Raw genomic sequence first — 17,111 nt, 5'->3', positions numbered from 1 at the left:
AGGCGATAGGTTCGGACACCGTAATGCTCCCCGGAAATGTTATTGCTCGCGGTCGGCTTTCTCATTGGCATGCGGATTGAGTTCGTCGGCGCGAAAACTCCTCATCGAGATATTCCCCGTCTTGAGGTCGTAGTCCAACTCTTGCGCCTTGATCTGACTTATGTCTGACGTGTTGCCAGACACATTGCCAGAGAACGTCACCAAATTCTTGGACAGATTCAAATCGGCCCTATCGGACAGGATATTGCCAGCGGGACCTTTTACCTTGACATCTTTCTCCAGGACGACGCGATCGGGAGAAGGCGCATCGGGAGAAACATAATGGAAGGCGAAGCTTTGCGCCTGCATCCACAGGGATTCTTGTTCGGGTTTCTCGCCGCGGAGCTTGATGTCGACTCCGCCGCGAATTGAAGCGAGCTTTCCACCCACCATAGCGACTTCGGGAGCTTTGTCTACGTCCATCTTGGAATAACCCTGTTCAGACGTACTGGAGTCTCCCGCGGGAAACTCTAGACCCTTGGCGACCAGATTCGTCATGGTCGTGTCGCCGGTCTTGATGTTGTACGAGAACGTGTCCGAATTGAATGACGGAATCTGGTCCGATGTTCCTTTGACGTTGCCCGAAAAGTCAATGCTTTCCTTCGCGAGACTGAAATCGGCGCGCTCGGATGTGATGTCTCCCTGAGGACTAATGACGCGCACATTGCCGCGCAGTTCGATGGCAGAGGGTTGGCCGTTGCCTCCCCACGCAATGCCCACTTCGGACGCGCTGAGTTTGAGAGGCTTCCCGCCTTCTTGTGTCGAATCGAGGACGATGGAGACGCCGCCGCCCAAGTGTTTTGCCTGGCCGTTGGCAAACTTCACGGTGGCCGCACGGTCGATATTCATACGCGAGTAACCGGAGCTATCGCCCAGCCGGATTCCGCGCGCGCGGAGATTCGTCATATCGGAATCGCCCGAATCCAGGTTGTATACGATCTTTTCGGCCTCAAAACTTTCGATCTGCTCGGAAGAACCCCGGACGGCGCCGGAGAACGTGAGTCGATTGCCCTTGATGTCGAGGTCGGCGTTGTTGGCGGTGATCTTGCCTTGAGGACTGTCCACGCTTACCTTCGATTTCATGCGGATGGACGTGGGGCTTGTGCCGCCTTCCTTGGGCCATTCGAACGCCATGTCCTGGGAACCCAGGCGCATGGATTGTCCGGCGGCATCTTTGGAGTGCAGCGCGATTTCAACGCCGCCCGATATCTGTTTGAGTTGTCCGCCGTTGAATTCGACCAGGGGGGCGGGTTTTAGAATCTCGATGGATTCGTAGTTGCCGGCCTGCGCGAAAGCGCACACGCCGACTGTGCAGGTGGCCATCAGAACGACATAGACTCGTCTCATTGGGTGGCGCCTCCCTGCATGCTGACCTTGCCGACCACGTTCCGCAGCAGGAGTTGCTGCGTCTCGGCATGGAACTCCATCCCCTTGGACTTCAACTGAGTATCGCCGTCGGTGACGGTGGCCTCGTTTTCCGAGACGGCCTCACGTTTATCGTTGTTCCATGTCACATCCTGGAGCTCAATGCGGCGTGTCCCCATGGTGATTACGACGCCCTCGGAAAGTTCCGCCGTCTTGTTCACGTTGTCAAAGCGGGCGCTGCCGGCTTCGAAGCGGGTTTCCTCGCCGTTCTTTCCGAATACGACGGCGGAAGCGTTCTTAAGCGCCCACACGTTGTCTTCGAGCAGCGAGCCCTGTGGCGAGGTTACTTCGAAAGTGGGTTTTTGTTGTTCACCTTCGACAGACGTCTCGAAGAGCTTGAACGTGAGATTGCCCGTCATCGTGACCTGATCCGACGGCGCCGAGGCGGTTGGCACCGTTTCAGGCTGGGCGGGAGCAGGCGTTGCGGGTTGCGTACCTGGTTGCTGGGTCGGAGCTGGAGCCGGTTGGGACGGCGTTGCTGCAGGTTTCGTGCAGCCTGCAATGGCCGCGGCAATGACCGCGATTACGACTAAACTTCGCTTCACGCAGGTACCCTCTCATTCTTGGTGTAGATGAGCCGCAGCCCTTTCAGTGTAAGCAAGGGATCGACATGTGTAATGCGCTTGGAGATTTGCGAGATGAAACCCGCAAAACCGCCCGTGGCGACGACCTTCGGATTGCAGCCCATTTCTTCAGCGATACGGCCAATGAGTCCATCGACCATGTCGGTATAACCGAAGGTGAGACCGGATCGGATGTAAGAGATCGTATCGCGCCCGATCACATTGGCGGGCCTGGCAATTTCGACTTGTGGAAGCATGGCGCACCGTTCGAAGAGGGCGTCGGAGGAAATCTGAATGCCGGGAACGATGACGCCGCCACGGAACTCGGAAGCTTCGGAAACCACGTCGAAGGTGGTGGCCGTGCCGAAATCAACGATGATTAGTGGACCGCCATGTTCGTCGACCGCAGCGACAGCATTGACAATGCGATCGGCCCCCACCTCTTTGGGGTTGTCGACTTTGATGACGATGCCGGTGCGGATGCCGGGTCCGACGAAAAGTGGCGTCGTCTTGAACCCTTCTCTAGCCGCCTTTTCGAGAGAGTGGTTGACTTGCGGCACGACGCTGGATATGCAGCATCCGCGCACGGAGCGCGGATCGATGTTCTCTTGTTGAAACAGCATGCTGAACAAGATGCGCAATTCGTCGCTGGTGCGGTGCGTCGTGGTGACGACACGCCAATTAGCGCGCAATTCCGTGCCTTCGAAGAGACCCAGGACCGTATGGGAATTGCCGACGTCCATTACGAGCAGCATAATTTCAGGCTCCGTTCATCTCTACGATTTCGCCCAGGAGCAACTGCCGGACGCCGCTTTCGGTTTCCAGCACGAGACCGCCTTCCGGAGTAATCTCTTTCACAACACCCACGTGATCGCCGCACCGCACGCGACGGCCCATGATGGCACAGGCTTCTACCCATTCCCTGCGGACAGCTTCCAGGCCGCCCTGCCTTAATACCATAATTCTCCGGTCGAGTTCCGTCAAAACGTCTCGGAGAAGGGCTCCCCGGTCGACGTCGCGTCCCGCGAGGCATTCGATAGACGTTGCCTTGTCCTTAAGCTCCGGGGGGAAGTCCTCGGGTTTGTGGCGCACGTTGATGCCGATCCCCAGGGCGGTGCGATTGTTTCGGCTTTCAACGAGTATTCCGCAGATCTTGCGGCCCCCGGCAAGGACATCATTCGGCCATTTGACCGTGCAGGCACAAATCGGTTTCACCGCATCGCGTACAGCCAGTGGCGCGGCAAAGGCCAGTCCGTCGATAGGGGTCTCAAAGGCTACGCTGAACCAGAGGCCCAGGCCGGCTTGGCTGTCCCACGAACGGCCATGACGGCCCCGTCCGGAGGTCTGGCGGTCTGCAATAATGACGGTCCCTTCGCCACCCAGGTGAAGCGCGCGGTCGTTTGTCGATTCCACTTCTTCATACATCAACACACGAGAGCCCACAAATGAGGTGTTGAGCGGGGTTGCCAAGAGGGAGTCTTGTTGGAATCCTCTAGACATTCTCGATTTCTAGCGACAGGTCTACGGCGGGGGCCGAATGAGTGAGAGCGCCGATAGAAATGATGTGCACGCCGGTTTCCGCAATGGCCCGCACGCGTTCGAGCGACATATTGCCGCTGGCTTCGAGCACGACGTGGGTGCCTTGGGCGATTTCAACGGAATCGCGAATTTGTTCCAGCGTCATGTTGTCGAGCAGGATCGCGCCCGCGCCGGCATCGAGTGCTTCGCGCAATTCGTCAAGCGTAGTCACTTCGACGCCAACCTTCATCAGGTGGTGAGTGCCATAGGATGCCTTCTCAACGGCCTGGCGCACGCCGCCTGCGGCGACGATGTGGTTTTCTTTGATGAGGACTCCGTCGAACAAGGCGAAGCGGTGATTGGTGCCGCCGCCGTGTTGAACGGCTTTCTTCTCAAGATGGCGCATGAAGGGGGTCGTCTTGCGGGTATCGCAAATGCGCGTGTTGAGTCCGGCCACCGCTTCCACGTACTTTGAGGTGAGCGTGGCGACTCCACACAGACGCTGCACGAAGTTGAGTGCGACGCGCTCTCCCGTAAGCACCGAGCGGGTATTCGCTTCGAACGAAGCAACCTCGACGCCCTTCGTAAAGCGGGTCCCATCGGGCGAAGCCTTCCAGTCGGTCATGTCCGCGTCCAGTCCTTCAAAGACGGCGCGAAAGACTCCAATACCGCTCAGAACGCCATCTTGTTTTGCAAATAGATGGGCGCGGCATCTCGCATCCTCGGGCACGGTCAAGTTGGTTGTGATGTCCCCCTGACCGATGTCCTCCAGAAGCGCTTCATGCACCAGAGACCTCAAGGCAAGCATGTAACGTTACTCCTCCAGCTTAATCCGGATTTCTCTCGAACAGACACGAGAAGCTCACGCGCGTTGTGCATACGCGCGATTTGCCGCGAAAAACCGGGCCGCTCTCCGTTATTCGAGCATGTTCGTAGGAAATCCTCATGGCATAACCTCAAAGTCTTGCGCACAAGCATTTTGCGCCGACGCTCAGTCGCGCCGGTACAAAGTGCGGATTAACCGCATAGTGTAGCACGGACAAAGGGCCCGGTGCGACGTACAATCGCGGTTCCTCATTAGGACGTGTGCGAAGCGAGTACGTCCCTTACCGCTGCCACCATTTCCGCGCGGGAAACAGTCACCTGGCCGCTGCGTCCGGCTTGGCGATACGCTTCCCGATCTTCGATACCCTCGCGCTGCTGTTTCCCCGCGAACAGGTCCTTGACCGATACGACACCTTGCGCCAATTCGTCGCCGCCTACAATAACCGCCACGGGGATGCCGTAATGGTCCGCATGCGACAACTGATTCTTCATGCCTTTCTTGGAGCCGAAATAGGGTTCCGTGCGCAGCCCCGCGGCACGCAATTCCGCGGCAAGCTTGAGGGTCTCCGCTTCGGGCACGCCGCCCAGAGAGACAACAAGCACTTCGACGGTGGTGCGCTCGGGGGAAATGAGGCCCAAGTGAGCCAATGCAGCGACCAAGCGGTCGAGTCCCACTGCCATCCCTGTGCTCGGTACCGGGCGATCCATGAATCGCGATACGAGGCCGTCATAACGGCCACCGCCCATGACTGAACCGAATTGGGGTGCGCTGGGGATTGTCATTTCGAACACGGGTCCCGTGTAGTAATCGAGTCCGCGCGCGAGGCTGGGTTCAAAGTGCGCAGACTGTTCCGGCACGCCAAGCGCTGCCAAGGCATCGGCCAACGCGCGCATGTCGGAGACAGCCGCATTCGAAATCTCGTCGTTGGGAAGCGTTGAGGCGAGTCGCTCTACCACTTCGTGGCGCGTGCCTCCGCCGAGTCCGACAAACGACACCACGCGCTCGATGGTTTGTGAATCGAGTCCGACACCCGGTATGGGGTCGCCGGAATCGTCCACGCGGCCGGGACCGAGTTCCAATCGAACATTGTCAATACCGACCTTGGCCAGTTTGTCGATAACCCGGAGGACGTGTTTTTGACGGTCGCAGTCGGAGATGCCGCAGCCGACCAACAACGCGTCAATGACTTTGCGATTGTTGACCACGGCGCGAAAGCCGGTGACGCCCAAGGTTTCCATCACTTCGCACATGATGGCGATGATTTCGGCGTCGACGGAGACGGAATCGGAACCCGCCGCGTCGATGTCGAACTGTGTGAATTGGCGGAAACGGCCCGGACCCGGCTTGTCGGCGCGCCACACCGGCCCCATGGCGTAACGGCGAAATGGGGTCTTCACGCGGTCGGGGTATTGAGCGAGGATACGCGCAAACGGAACGGTTAGGTCAAAGCGAAGCGCAACAGGTTCGGCCTCGGGCGTTTCCAGGCGAAAGAGCTCTTTGTTGGTTTCCTCGCCACCGGTTCCCAGCAGTACGTCGAGGTGTTCTATCGCGGGCGTTTCGATCGGGACGAACCCGTATTTCTGGAAGATTGCTTCGATCTTGGCAATCACATGCTTGCGGGGGATGTATTCCTCCGGCAACAAATCTTGGAACCCCTTCAAGATACGGGGCTCTACCAGTGAATCCACAGTCATTGATCCTTAAGTCTGGGCCGGGCCGATTGGACCGGACTCTACTGAATGCTCTTCATCATGCGTAACATGGCCTCGCCCGCCCGGCGCGCCGCTTCCTGCGGACCCGCCGCCTTGAGGTCATCGCTGAATGTCTCAACGGCCAGCGGGCCGGTATACCCAATGCTTTTCAGGGCGGTGAGAAATCCGGGCAGATCGATAACCCCTTCTCCGGGCAACAGGCGTTTCATGTCCATCAATTCGTCGCGCGGGCCGGGGTAAGCGTCATTTACATGAACGTGGACCACTTTTGCCACGGAAAGCCGCCGGATATCATCAAGGGTTCCATTTGAGGTGTACCAATGATAACTGTCCAACAAGAGACCGCAGGTCGCATCGTCGATTTCGCTGCAGAGCTCAAGCATACCCTGCATGGTGTAGATGAATGGGTTACCCTCGGAGCGGGAAGTCTTGGGTCCGACGAATTCCAAACCTAACTTAAGTCCATGATGCGAAAGAACGGCTGCGACTTTTTTCAGGCGGCGCACATGCATAGACCTGTATTCGGCGGGGTCCACCTTGCATACGGGCATAATCCAGGTTGCCATTCCGCGCGTCCCCAAAGCCTTCATGGTTGCCGCGATGGCGGGCAATTTACCCAGTCCGGCTTCAAAAGTCGCGTCGTCCTGACGGAAATCAACCGGAAGCCCACCGTGGGCAATCGTGCACTTCTTGGAGGTGCAGTATTCCTGCACTTTGGCGAGACCGGCACTTTCAACCCACGCATGCCAAAAGTCAGCGCCGTGGTCGACAGCGGCGAACCCGTTGGCGGCCGCCAATGCAACGTAGTCCTGCGGGTCAGGCAGGCTTGCCGTTACTGGATTTAGAGTTGGAAACAAGGAAAACCCCTCACGTGAAATCACCCAAGCGAGTACAGGCGGACGTAGTATATAATGTATGAGAACCTCATTGCGACTTAGCAAACCGGTCAGGCTGCGGACGGGATAAGTATCTAATACGTCTAATCTCCAGTTTCGGTCAACTATTTATTGAATTCATGGCAAATCGCGCATTCTGAATCGGAGAAAGTGGGCTGAGGGCAACTTTCTCGCTAAAGTCTAGCGTGTGAACTGCCGATAAACTGAAAGACGGAGTATCCCACTGCGGAGGGATACGACCGGGATTGTGGGGATTGGCGAGTCGTAGGAGTCGATCGAATGAGTGGTTCTTTTAGCGTAGGTGGTCTGGTCAGCGGGATAGACTCCGATACCCTGATCAGTCAACTCGTTGCCCTTGAGCGCCAGCCCATCACGCGGCTTCAGAGTCAAATATCGTTATTTCAGCAGCGTCAGGAAGCGATACGAGGGCTGCGGACGACGTTGACGTCTCTGCGGAACACGGTTCGCGACTTTCAACTCACCAATCAGTTTTCCCAATTCGGCGCGACGTCCAGCGACAGCGAGGTGTTGACGGCGGAGATATCGGGTCAGAATCCGGTGTCGGGCGCGTACACACTCAATGTGACGCAATTAGCGAGTGCGACCGTAGCGCGCAGCAGCGCGCGAATGGGAAGTCCCATCAATACGGCCGTCCCGCTGAATTCGAGTGGTTTGTCCGAGGACGTGACCACCGGCAAGTTCAGCATCAATGGGGTCGTGTTCGATGTTAACGGCTCTACGGATTCGCTCGACAGTATTCTGTCCGCGATCAATTCGAGCAGTGCCGGCGTGACGGCGTCGTACAATGCGACGACCGATAAGGTGACGATCGCGAACACGGCGGCAGGCAACACGAGCGTAATCAATTTCACGTACAGCGGAGACGAAGAAGACACCGTCAGCAACTTCTTGAACCTGATTGGCGTAAGCACGTCGACGCAGTATACGAATGGAAGTGGTTCCACAGAGACGGTGGGAACGAGGAATCTGGGAGCGATAGCGCCGTCAGACTTGTTGAACACCGTGAATTTCGCGGGTGGTGCCGTAACGTCGGGGTCATTTCGCATCAATGGCGTATCGATCACGGTGGATGTCACGGTCGATTCGGTGAGTGACGTTATCCAGCGAATAAACGACAGCGGCGCCGGCGTAACAGCCAGTTACGATGGAACGACGGACAGCATCCAAGTGGTGTCGAACACGCTGGGCAGCCGGACAATTAGTTTCCAGAGCGGGACGAGCAATTTCCTGGACGTGACGAATCTGACGACGGCGACACAAACGGCGGGCCAGGATTCGAAGTTCACGATCAATGGCGGCGCGTTACAGACGCGCAACAGCAATGAGATCTCCGACGCAATCGGTGGCGTAACACTGAACCTGCAGAGCACGGGGACGTCGACCGTGACCGTATCGACGGACAATGACGCGATTGTGGAGAAGGTGCAGGAGTTCATCGACAACTTCAATACCTCCATTTCCGAAATTCGTGGCTTGGCGGGAAATGAAGGTACGCTCTCCGGCGACAGCACGATCTTGAGCATCACCAGCTATCTCCAGCAGACCGTGTTCAACACGGTGGCCGGGCTGAGCGGCAAATACACCAGCCTGCTCGATATTGGGATCAGTACGGGCGACAGTTTTGATTCGTCGTCGGCGCTGCAACTTGAATTGGACTCGGACAAGTTTCTTGAAGCGTTGCGGGATGGGCGCGTCAGCGTCAGCAATCTTTTCTCCAACGCCGACAAGACCGGCATCATGGACCAGATGTTCAGTTACCTGGATGAGGTGACCGGTACATCAGGTTTCTTGAACGAACGAGCGCGTTCGAATGGGATCATCGATGAGCAGATCGATGCGCTGAACGACCGAATCGACCGGATGGAAGACCGGGTAACGCAGTACGAGACGCGGCTGAAGAAGCAGTTCTCGCGGCTGGAGCAACTGTCGGCCACGTATCAAAGTCAGAATAGCGCGTTGAGCAGTCTACTCTAGGGTAGTGTAGTCGCACGTTTCGCGGGCGAAGGAGAATTCATATGCAAGGTTCATCTCCGCATCTGGGCGCGTACAAGCGCGTGGACATCGAGACCACGTCGCAAGGAAAGCTGATCGTTATGCTGTTCAACGGCGCGATTCAGCGCGCCGAAGAAGCGAAACGTCAGTTGCAGCGCAATAACACCCAGGGCGTGCACAGCAACCTGATTCGCGCGCAGGATATCGTGACGGAATTGCGCAACGCGCTGGATATGAAGGCCGGTGAGCTGGCCCGGAATCTTGACCGCATCTACGAGTATTTCCAGCACCTGCTAATCAAAGGCAATGTGAAGAAGGAAGCCGCTCCCATCGAGGAAGCTATCGGACACTTGACGGTCATGCGCGATACGTGGCGGGAAGCCTTTGAGGCGGCGGCGCGCGAGAAGCCTGGCCGGGTGGGCCAGATCGATACGCTGGGCGCGAAGGTGATGAATATTCAGGGCTGACCACTCAGTCGCGAGTGATTTGGGCGAGGCGGGCAACCGAAAGGTTGTCCGCCTTCGTTTTGTGCGCCGCCGTATGCACAAATCCGCCGGTTTCCACCGTGGTATAGTGCGAGGACCAGGAAGGGGGAGCACGCGGGAGCGAATGCGGCCACACGAAGTCGAGATAGTGTCAAAGGAGGTTCATCCGCCGCCTATGCTGGAGAGTGGAATTGTGGCCAAGTCCGATGTGGAAGATGGCGGGTGGAGAGCGTATACGACGGTTGAACCGGGTACGGGAAACCGGCTGCTGCTGCTTGTCACGGTGAATAAGGTCACGGCCGGGGCGAGGTTCACGGAGGCGGGGGAGAAGTAGATTTCGGATTGAAGCAATTTGATAGGACGGATCGGTCGTATCCGACGGATCCGTCCTATGTGTTGTGAGTCCTATGCGTTGTGTGTCCTGGCCGTGGCGTAACGTGGTATAAGAAAGGGCGTTGTACATACCAAAGACGGGGGAACCCCCATGTACCGAATAGCCCTTCTCCTTTGCGTGTTTGTTTTGGTTTCGGGATTAACCTTCGCGCAGGACATTCCTCCATGGAAGACAAATTCGCCCATCGCCGATGTGAAGAAGGAACTGTATCGGAAGCACGATAGGCCTGGTACCTCGGTGCTGGCGTCGATGCAGTATGTCGGCCCGGGGCTAGAGCGGCGCGAGGTGCAGAGTTCGCAGACGCTCGACGATGTCTCCGACGACATTGTGGCGCGGTGGTCGAGCGATAATGGCAAGACCTGGTCGGAATTCGTCAAGGTCCAACCATCGAACAACATTAACTACAACGGCGTAACGGTATGGGAAGGCGAGGCGTGCAGCGTGTACGCGCCGAAGCCGGGTGTGTTGGTGCAGATGTGGCTGCGGCAGATCCAGGAAGGGAAGCTCTATCACTGCTGGACGTATTCGCGATACAGCCGTGATGCGGGGCGCACGTGGTCTACGCCGAAGCAGTTGCGGTATGAGGACGGCGAGGACTTCGATCCAAACGAGCCGATGAAGGCGACGTACTTGGATCGCAACGAGGCGTACATCGGGAGCAACATCGAGGTATTGCCAGACGGTACGTTGTTGCACTGTGTAGCGCATGCAAACGCGCCGGGCGATCCGAAGAACAACGAGCGAATCTGGCGCATGGGGTCGGTTATGTTCAGCGGCGTGTGGGACGATGCCGCGCAGGATTTCGTCTGGACGGCGGGGGCGCACGTGGAGATTAATCCGGAGATGTCGGCGCGCGGATTGATGGAGCCGGAAGTGGTCCAATTGAAGGACGGACGGATTCTCGTTGTATGGCGTGGTTCCACCGAAGGATGGGACGGCACGAAGGCGACAATTCCGGGACGGAAGTTCTTTAGTGTCTCGACCGACGGCGGAAAGACGCTGACCGCGCCCGGCGAGTGGAAATACGACGACGGAACGAGTTTCTATTCGCCGTCGTCATTTCACCGTATGATTCGGCACAGTGTGACGGGAAAGCTCTATTGGTTCGGTAACATCACGCCCGAACCGCCAGCGGGTAATATGCCGCGCTATCCGTTGGTGATCGCGGAGGTGGATGAAGAGAAGGCTGCGTTGAAAAAGTCGACGGTGACGGTTGTCGATGACCGTCAACCTGACCAGGGTAAGGACATCCAGTTCTCGAATTTCTCGCTTCTGGAGGACCGGGAGACGCACGCACTTGAGCTTTACATGACGCTTTACGGGCAATTTGCCGACCCCGCCGAAAAGGGGGCAGGGGACTGCTACAAGTACGTGCTCACGATTCGTTGAGAACCGTCGAGTGAGAAATCGCGACGGTTTTCGCAATTGGCGTGGCCATGTATAATGGGGTGAGCTTGTGTGGGACGTTGCAGGTCGTCCCGGCAGGGCACAAGCAGTAAGGGGAACTCCGCAGTATTCGAGAAGTTCGATAAGAGCGAGCAGGGGGAGACACCGCTCTTCGCGTAGTACGTAGTACGATACGCGGCATCTCCAACCTCGTGCAGGGGGAGAGTCGAACATGTTGCACGATTTCACACAGGCCATGCCTATATTCCCAACCGAGGAAGTCTGCCTCGACGTTAGGGACCGAGACATTCTTCGAAGACTGGCGGAAGCTATCTCGCAAGCAGCTTCACTCCCTGTTCACACCGAGAAAGCCAAGTTATGGACTCATCTCAACGATCTTGACGGACGCCGCCCCATGGTACTCATTGATGAGGTGTGCTGGAACGAATTGACTGTCATTGACGAGCTGTCGTTGCGCGCGGTCCATCCGTGGGCGCGAATGCAAGAGCAGGCGCTTCGGAGAATGCTGTATCAGTGGAGGCATTTCCCGTGCGACATGGTCGTGAATGAACACCTGGCGTGTCCGCTTGCGATTCGCAGCACGAACTTCAGCATCCTTGAAGAGGCGGATGTTGCACCGCCCGAATCAAGCGAAGGAGTAGTCTCGAAGCGATATCATACGCAGATTCGCGTATTGGAGGACATCGAGGCCATCAGGACCCCAACCGTGACGCATGATACTGCCGCCACTGCGTTTCACCACGCGGCCATGATCGACGCATACGAAGACATTATCCCGATCAAGAAGACTGGCCAAAAGCATGTGTGGTTTTCACCCTGGGACAGTCTGGTCCGGTGGTGGGGCGTGACGGAAGCGTTGATGGACTTCATTCTCAGGCCGGATATTGTAAACGCGGCCGTGAAACACATCGTAGATGCCTGGCTCGCGGAGCTTGAACAGCTCGCGAAGCAGAATCTGCTGGATTCGAATTGCGACAACTCGCGCATTGGCACTGGCGGATATGGATTCGTGAGCGAGATGCCGGGTGGTGCCCCCAATTCGGAGACTACGATGCCTTGCCACATGTGGGGTAGTTCGAGAGCCCAAATCTTCTCGGAAGTCTCGCCGGAGATGTTCTGGGACTACGCGTTGTCGCACGAGCTTCGCTGGTTGAACCGGTGGGGGATGACGTACTACGGCGGTAGTGAGCCGATCGATGACAAAGTAGACTCGTTGCGCAAGATCCCCAATCTGCGGAAAGTCTCGGTAAGCGCATGGAGCAACTATGAGCGTGCGGTGGAGGGGCTTGGGCGCGACTATGTGATTAGCCACAAACCGAATCCGGCCATTTTGGCGGAAACCTCGTGGGACCCGGCCCAAGCGCGAATGAACCTTCGAGAGTTTCTTGAAGTCGCAGGGGGAGAGTGTCACGTCGAGATTATCTTGAAGGACATTTCTACAGTGCGCAACGAGCCGTCCCGGCTTTGGGAATGGGCAGCGATTGCCATGGATGAAGCAGCGCGTTTCGGATAGGGCTGCCTTCCCGAAGGGCGGATCCGTGACGGCTCGACCGCGCAATTGACATGAGTTGCCTCAGTCGGAATACTGCACCAGGTTTCTTCAGTTCCCGGCGGGCGAATTTCCGGATGCTTGGGACCGTGCGACAGGGAGGGGGGTAGCCATGTCACACTTCGGAGCCTTGGACTGGACCATCGTCATTGTGTACTTCGTGGCCATGGCGTCGGTAGGGCCCTATTTCGCGCGGCGGAACAAATCAACCGACGGCTACTTCGTTGGTAACCGCTCGTTTCCCGCGTGGCTGCTTGGCTTGGCCATGTTCGCGACATCCATTAGTTCCATAACGGTCGTAGCCTTTCCTGCCGATGCATACAAGACGGCGTATTTGCGTTTGCTGCCGGCCTTTATGCTTCCCGTGGGCATACTTATCACGTCCCTGACTATCCTGCCCATGTTTCGCCGCAGTCGATGCACATCGGCGTTTGAATACCTGGAAGGACGATTTGGCCCTGGTATTCGTTTGTACGCAGCGATTGCGTTCCTGGTGACCCAGGTGGCGCGCATCAGCACGATCCTTTATCTCGTGTCGCTCGTGTTTCAGCAGATGACCGGCGCGGATCCGTATGTGTGCATCTTTGCGGGAGGAATCGTAATTGCGATCTATACGGTTTCGGGAGGCATCCGGGCGATTGTCACGGCTCAATTTGTTCAAGCGTTTCTGTTGTGGGGTGGGGCAATTCTGTGTTTCATCATGATCGTTCGAGGTATAGACGGCGGTATTTCCACCATCATCTCGACGGCACTCGCCGATCACAAATTCATGCTCGGCGATTTGAATGCGGCCACGAATACGATCGAAAAGGCGAAGTGGTTTAGCCTGCGCGAGCAAGCCATCTTGATGATGTTCGTGATGGGACTAAACAACTGGCTGACGGAATACAGCAGCAATCAGAACACGATCCAGAAATACGTGGCGGCAAAGAACCCGAGGGAGGCTACGCTTTCAATTTGGATCTGTTGTCTGTGTAGTGTGCCGACGTGGGCATTCTTCATGTTTCTGGGCACCAGCCTTTATGTGTTCTACCAGGTCAACCCAGATCCGGCGGCCGCGGCTATTCTGACCGGCGAGGGTGGCGCGAAGGCCGAGTCCATACTCCCCTACTTCTGCGTGAGCAGGCTGCCGTCGGGGATACTGGGACTTGTGATTACGGGCGTGCTGGCCGCGGCAATGTCGGCTTCGTCATCGAGCGTGAACGCGATTTCGGCGGTCACTATTACGGACATCTATCGGCGTCATCTCGTGAAGAACGGAGACGAGAAGCACTACGTGCTTGCGGCGCGCATCGTAACGGCATTCAGTTGCTTAATCATGATGGGCGGCGCGATTCTCTTCAACCAGATGAGCAAGCTGACGCTTCAGCACACGGGAACGAAATTAGCCGCTCTGCTTTGGGGAGGCATCTTGGGAATCTACCTGCTCGGCTTCTTTACGACGCGCGGCAACGGGAAGAGTGTTCTGGCGGGCATTGTTTGCACGCTCATTTTTACGGGATACATCACCGCCATCGAGCTGGAGATTGTCACGAAGTTGAAACTCATGGCCGTGTTTGGGTTGTCGGAGAATTGGGCCGACCTCTTGAGCAAACCGATTCACACGTACTACACCGGCGTCTTCGGAAACATCCTGCTGTTTCTCGTCGCGTACGGTGTTGCCAGTCTGTTTCAGCAGCGAACACGTGACTTGACTAATCTCACAATCTGGACGCGAAAACCCGTAGAGGGCGAAGCGGAGTAGGTGTCGGCACGGATAGAACCGCAGCAGTTGTCTACTTGTCGCGATTCGGTTCGCGGCGACTTTCTTCGACTACGTGATGCGTTTCTGAAATACGCGCAGCAGTACGGCGCTGACGCCCAGGTAGACGATATACAAGCCAACAAGCACGACGTTGGCGAGCTTCCATTCCTTGGGTATGGTGACCACCCACCCGGCAACGACGATTACCGCAATATAGATGGCGAGGGCATTTGTTGAGACGCGGTATTCATGTGTTATCGGCGACGAATCTTCGTGTCGAGCGCGCCAGAACCAAAGCGCCGCCATTCCTGCAGTGCCTAAAGCAAGAAATCCCCATATGTAGTTGGAAGGCACTTCGATGTCGTGCAGTCCGCATCGACCGTCGATTGCTCCTAACACGACGACCAGTACCGGCACACCGAAGGGAAGACCCGAGCGAAAGAAGGCGAGGGACTTGGGGCTCAGTCGGAGGCGCGCGGTCTGGGCGGGTTGGTTAAACAGCCAGAAGGCGATTCCAAAGGCGAGTCCGCCGCCGAGGCCGATGCTCATCTCCCAATTCTTCCACCAGCCTAGTTTCAGTTCGGAACCGTTTAATGTATGCCAGTAACCGCCAACGGCGAAGGGGATCGCGAATCCAAGGGCCATCGTCAGAATCATGTACACGGCGCGGCGGTCTCCGCGGAGCACTTCAAAGGACAGAAAGCCCAGAAATACGCCTACGTGAGGCGCGATGGTATGCAGCGAATCCAGTGCCCTTATGCAGGTCTTGTAGCCGGGATTGGCGTAGATTCCTTCGCTGTAGAAAGGGAGAAAGAGCTGCGGAAACGCGCGTACAAACAGCGCAGCCGCCACGGCCCCAATGAAGCCCGAGGCGAGGCGCAAGGTCCAGTCCCGGGCGTGTATCGGTTTTGAGGGAGCGCACCATGCCATGAAGCAGCCGGTATTGCCGCCCCAGTGCAGACCGCAGATGAAGAGCATCGCATAGCCGGTCCACGCAGACACTTCATGGAGCATTTCGTTGGGGTTGGATTGGAACTTGCCTTGTACCCACGCGATATAGACGCCGTAGCCGGTGAAGCCTCCATATGCGATGCCGAGGGTGATGGCCATGAACAGCCAAGGGTGACCGTAGGGTCTTCGATCGGCGCCTTCGCCGACTTGCGAGAAACCGTACCAAAGGACCGCCCAACCGAAACCGGCGAGCATACCGCCCATCTCGCCGCCGTAGCCGCCGGTGCCGCGAATGGCCCAAAAGAAGGCGCCCATCAGTCCCATGATGGCAGCAACGATTCGGTAGTCAGTGGAATTCCAGACATGCGGCTGCTTCATCGAAAGCGCTCTCCGTGCGTTGGATTGCAGGTCGGCATAGATACACAAAGAACCGCCATTACTGGCGGGAATTCACAATCGCGCGGCTGCAATCCGGCGTTGCCGGACTAGGGCTGCCGTACTTTCTCAAACGTATCGGCTTCGAGGGGCGATGACCCGGAACAGACGGGACACTCACCATTCACCAATCCGGGTATGCGGGAATCTACGTTTCCCTGGTCATCCCAGATTGTGCCGGTATAGCGCATGAGTTCTATGGCACAATTCAAGCATTGGGGCATGGCACACACCTTTATACGGACGAATACTAGGGGATTTCTACGTCAATGTCCAAGTTCGTGGTCAACTGACCGAGTTGTGCTATTGTTTTGTCGAGGGGACTCTGAAATCCGACGTTGCACTGGGGTGACCGGAATTCTGAGCGGGACTTTTGGCAATGCAAAGTCAGGAACGGCGAACGAGCGTGCGGCGCGCCGCAGATCGCGAATTGAGGATCGACTACGAACGATTCCGAGCGTTGGCGGAGGAGTGCAGCAGCGGCGGACACGAGATCCGGCGTAAGCGACGGCACGTGATCCGGCACACGTGTCAAGTGGCAATCGAGATGATGATTGGGATGGCTGCGGGAGCCTCCGATGTCTGGAGCGTAAGCGCAGTAAAGATAAAGGGCAAGCTGCTGGACCTCAGTCTCGAAGGGGCTTCGCTGTTCACTTCACAGCCGCTGGAGACGGGTCAGGAACTGAAGCTGACAATCGCGCTTCGCAATGGAGCGCGCATAAGCGCCGCGAGCGTCGTCCGGTGGATCAAAGCCGTGCCCGAAAAGGGCGGTTTTGCATCGGGAGCGCAGTTTCGCGGATTGACGGACGACGCGAAACGTCAACTTGCGAAGTTTCTGGCGGAATTGGACCAGACCGTCGGGTTGTAGATTGTTTGAAGGGATCCTGCCTGAAACGACGGCTTAACCAAAGGCACAAGAGCAAAGAGGCAGGCAAGATGCCTGCCACACGGCAGGCGCAAGAGCAAAGAGGCGGGCAAGATGCCTGCCACACGGTAGGCACAAGAGCAATGGGGCGGGCAAGATGCTTGCCACACGTTAGCGTCGGGCGTATCGCAAGACTTTCTTTAACGCATCGATGACTTCCGCAAGATGTTTGTCCGTCAATTGCGGGTGTAAAGGCAGCGAGAGGACGGCGTCGGATGCGGCGGATGCG

The 17,111-nt window shown here is 57.1% G+C and carries 15 protein-coding genes; 7 read left to right on the top strand and 8 right to left on the bottom strand.

Annotated features, from left to right (window positions below):
- Positions 1-39: 39 nt before the first annotated feature.
- From K1Y02_10275 to K1Y02_10245, 7 genes are all read right to left on the bottom strand, one after another.
- Positions 40-1,386, bottom strand: a complete 1,347-nt coding sequence (locus K1Y02_10275; protein MBX7256737.1) for a hypothetical protein — start codon at positions 1,384-1,386, stop codon at positions 40-42.
- Positions 1,383-2,009: an LPS export ABC transporter periplasmic protein LptC gene (locus K1Y02_10270; GenBank protein ID MBX7256736.1), complete on the bottom strand. Its 627-nt coding sequence runs from the start codon at positions 2,007-2,009 to the stop codon at positions 1,383-1,385. The genes K1Y02_10275 and K1Y02_10270 overlap by 4 nt, the downstream gene beginning before the upstream one ends.
- Positions 2,006-2,782 carry a type III pantothenate kinase gene (locus K1Y02_10265; GenBank protein ID MBX7256735.1) on the bottom strand — a complete coding sequence of 259 codons (777 nt, stop codon included), beginning with the start codon at positions 2,780-2,782 and terminating at the stop codon, positions 2,006-2,008. Before K1Y02_10265 ends, K1Y02_10270 begins: the two co-directional genes overlap by 4 nt.
- Positions 2,783-2,786: 4 nt before the next feature.
- Positions 2,787-3,527 (bottom strand): biotin--[acetyl-CoA-carboxylase] ligase, encoded by a 741-nt coding sequence (locus tag K1Y02_10260; protein ID MBX7256734.1) that lies wholly within the window; start codon positions 3,525-3,527, stop codon positions 2,787-2,789.
- Entirely contained in the window at positions 3,520-4,353 is an 834-nt protein-coding gene (gene nadC, locus K1Y02_10255) for a carboxylating nicotinate-nucleotide diphosphorylase (GenBank protein ID MBX7256733.1), read from the bottom strand. The genes K1Y02_10260 and nadC overlap by 8 nt, the downstream gene beginning before the upstream one ends.
- A gap of 269 nt (positions 4,354-4,622) precedes the next feature.
- Positions 4,623-6,059 carry a histidine--tRNA ligase gene (hisS, locus tag K1Y02_10250; GenBank protein MBX7256732.1) on the bottom strand — a complete coding sequence of 479 codons (1,437 nt, stop codon included), beginning with the start codon at positions 6,057-6,059 and terminating at the stop codon, positions 4,623-4,625.
- A gap of 44 nt (positions 6,060-6,103) precedes the next feature.
- Entirely contained in the window at positions 6,104-6,940 is an 837-nt protein-coding gene (locus tag K1Y02_10245; protein ID MBX7256731.1) for a sugar phosphate isomerase/epimerase, read from the bottom strand.
- Between the two features lie 318 nt (positions 6,941-7,258).
- On the opposite strand from K1Y02_10245, the gene fliD reads away from it, so the two are divergent.
- The 6 genes from fliD to K1Y02_10215 all read left to right on the top strand — a co-directional run bounded on the left by fliD (position 7,259) and on the right by K1Y02_10215 (position 14,571).
- A complete protein-coding gene (gene fliD / locus K1Y02_10240) occupies positions 7,259-8,974 on the top strand; it encodes a flagellar filament capping protein FliD (protein MBX7256730.1) in 1,716 nt (571 codons plus the stop codon).
- Positions 8,975-9,015: 41 nt separating this feature from the next.
- Positions 9,016-9,459: a flagellar export chaperone FliS gene (fliS, locus tag K1Y02_10235; protein ID MBX7256729.1), complete on the top strand. Its 444-nt coding sequence runs from the start codon at positions 9,016-9,018 to the stop codon at positions 9,457-9,459.
- 193 nt (positions 9,460-9,652) lie between these two features.
- Positions 9,653-9,811 carry a hypothetical protein gene (locus tag K1Y02_10230; protein ID MBX7256728.1) on the top strand — a complete coding sequence of 53 codons (159 nt, stop codon included), beginning with the start codon at positions 9,653-9,655 and terminating at the stop codon, positions 9,809-9,811.
- Positions 9,812-9,961: 150 nt separating this feature from the next.
- Complete coding sequence (locus K1Y02_10225; GenBank protein ID MBX7256727.1) at positions 9,962-11,260, top strand: glycoside hydrolase; 1,299 nt, start codon at positions 9,962-9,964, stop codon at positions 11,258-11,260.
- Positions 11,261-11,489: 229 nt separating this feature from the next.
- Positions 11,490-12,791, top strand: a complete 1,302-nt coding sequence (locus K1Y02_10220; protein MBX7256726.1) for a hypothetical protein — start codon at positions 11,490-11,492, stop codon at positions 12,789-12,791.
- Between the two features lie 148 nt (positions 12,792-12,939).
- Positions 12,940-14,571 (top strand): sodium:solute symporter, encoded by a 1,632-nt coding sequence (locus K1Y02_10215; GenBank protein MBX7256725.1) that lies wholly within the window; start codon positions 12,940-12,942, stop codon positions 14,569-14,571.
- A 69-nt stretch (positions 14,572-14,640) separates the two neighbouring features.
- On the opposite strand, the gene K1Y02_10210 is transcribed toward K1Y02_10215, so the two are convergent.
- Entirely contained in the window at positions 14,641-15,900 is a 1,260-nt protein-coding gene (locus K1Y02_10210; GenBank protein ID MBX7256724.1) for a hypothetical protein, read from the bottom strand.
- Between the two features lie 436 nt (positions 15,901-16,336).
- Here K1Y02_10210 and K1Y02_10205 point away from each other — a divergent pair, with 436 nt between their 5' ends.
- Positions 16,337-16,825 (top strand): PilZ domain-containing protein, encoded by a 489-nt coding sequence (locus tag K1Y02_10205; protein ID MBX7256723.1) that lies wholly within the window; start codon positions 16,337-16,339, stop codon positions 16,823-16,825.
- Positions 16,826-17,111: the final 286 nt, after the last annotated feature.

It is taken from the genome of Candidatus Hydrogenedentota bacterium, assembly GCA_019695095.1.
In the GTDB taxonomy this organism is placed as follows: domain Bacteria; phylum Hydrogenedentota; class Hydrogenedentia; order Hydrogenedentales; family SLHB01; genus JAIBAQ01.
The sequence above is the reverse complement of the archived record's forward strand: the minus strand, read 5'-3'. Positions and strand labels throughout refer to the sequence as shown.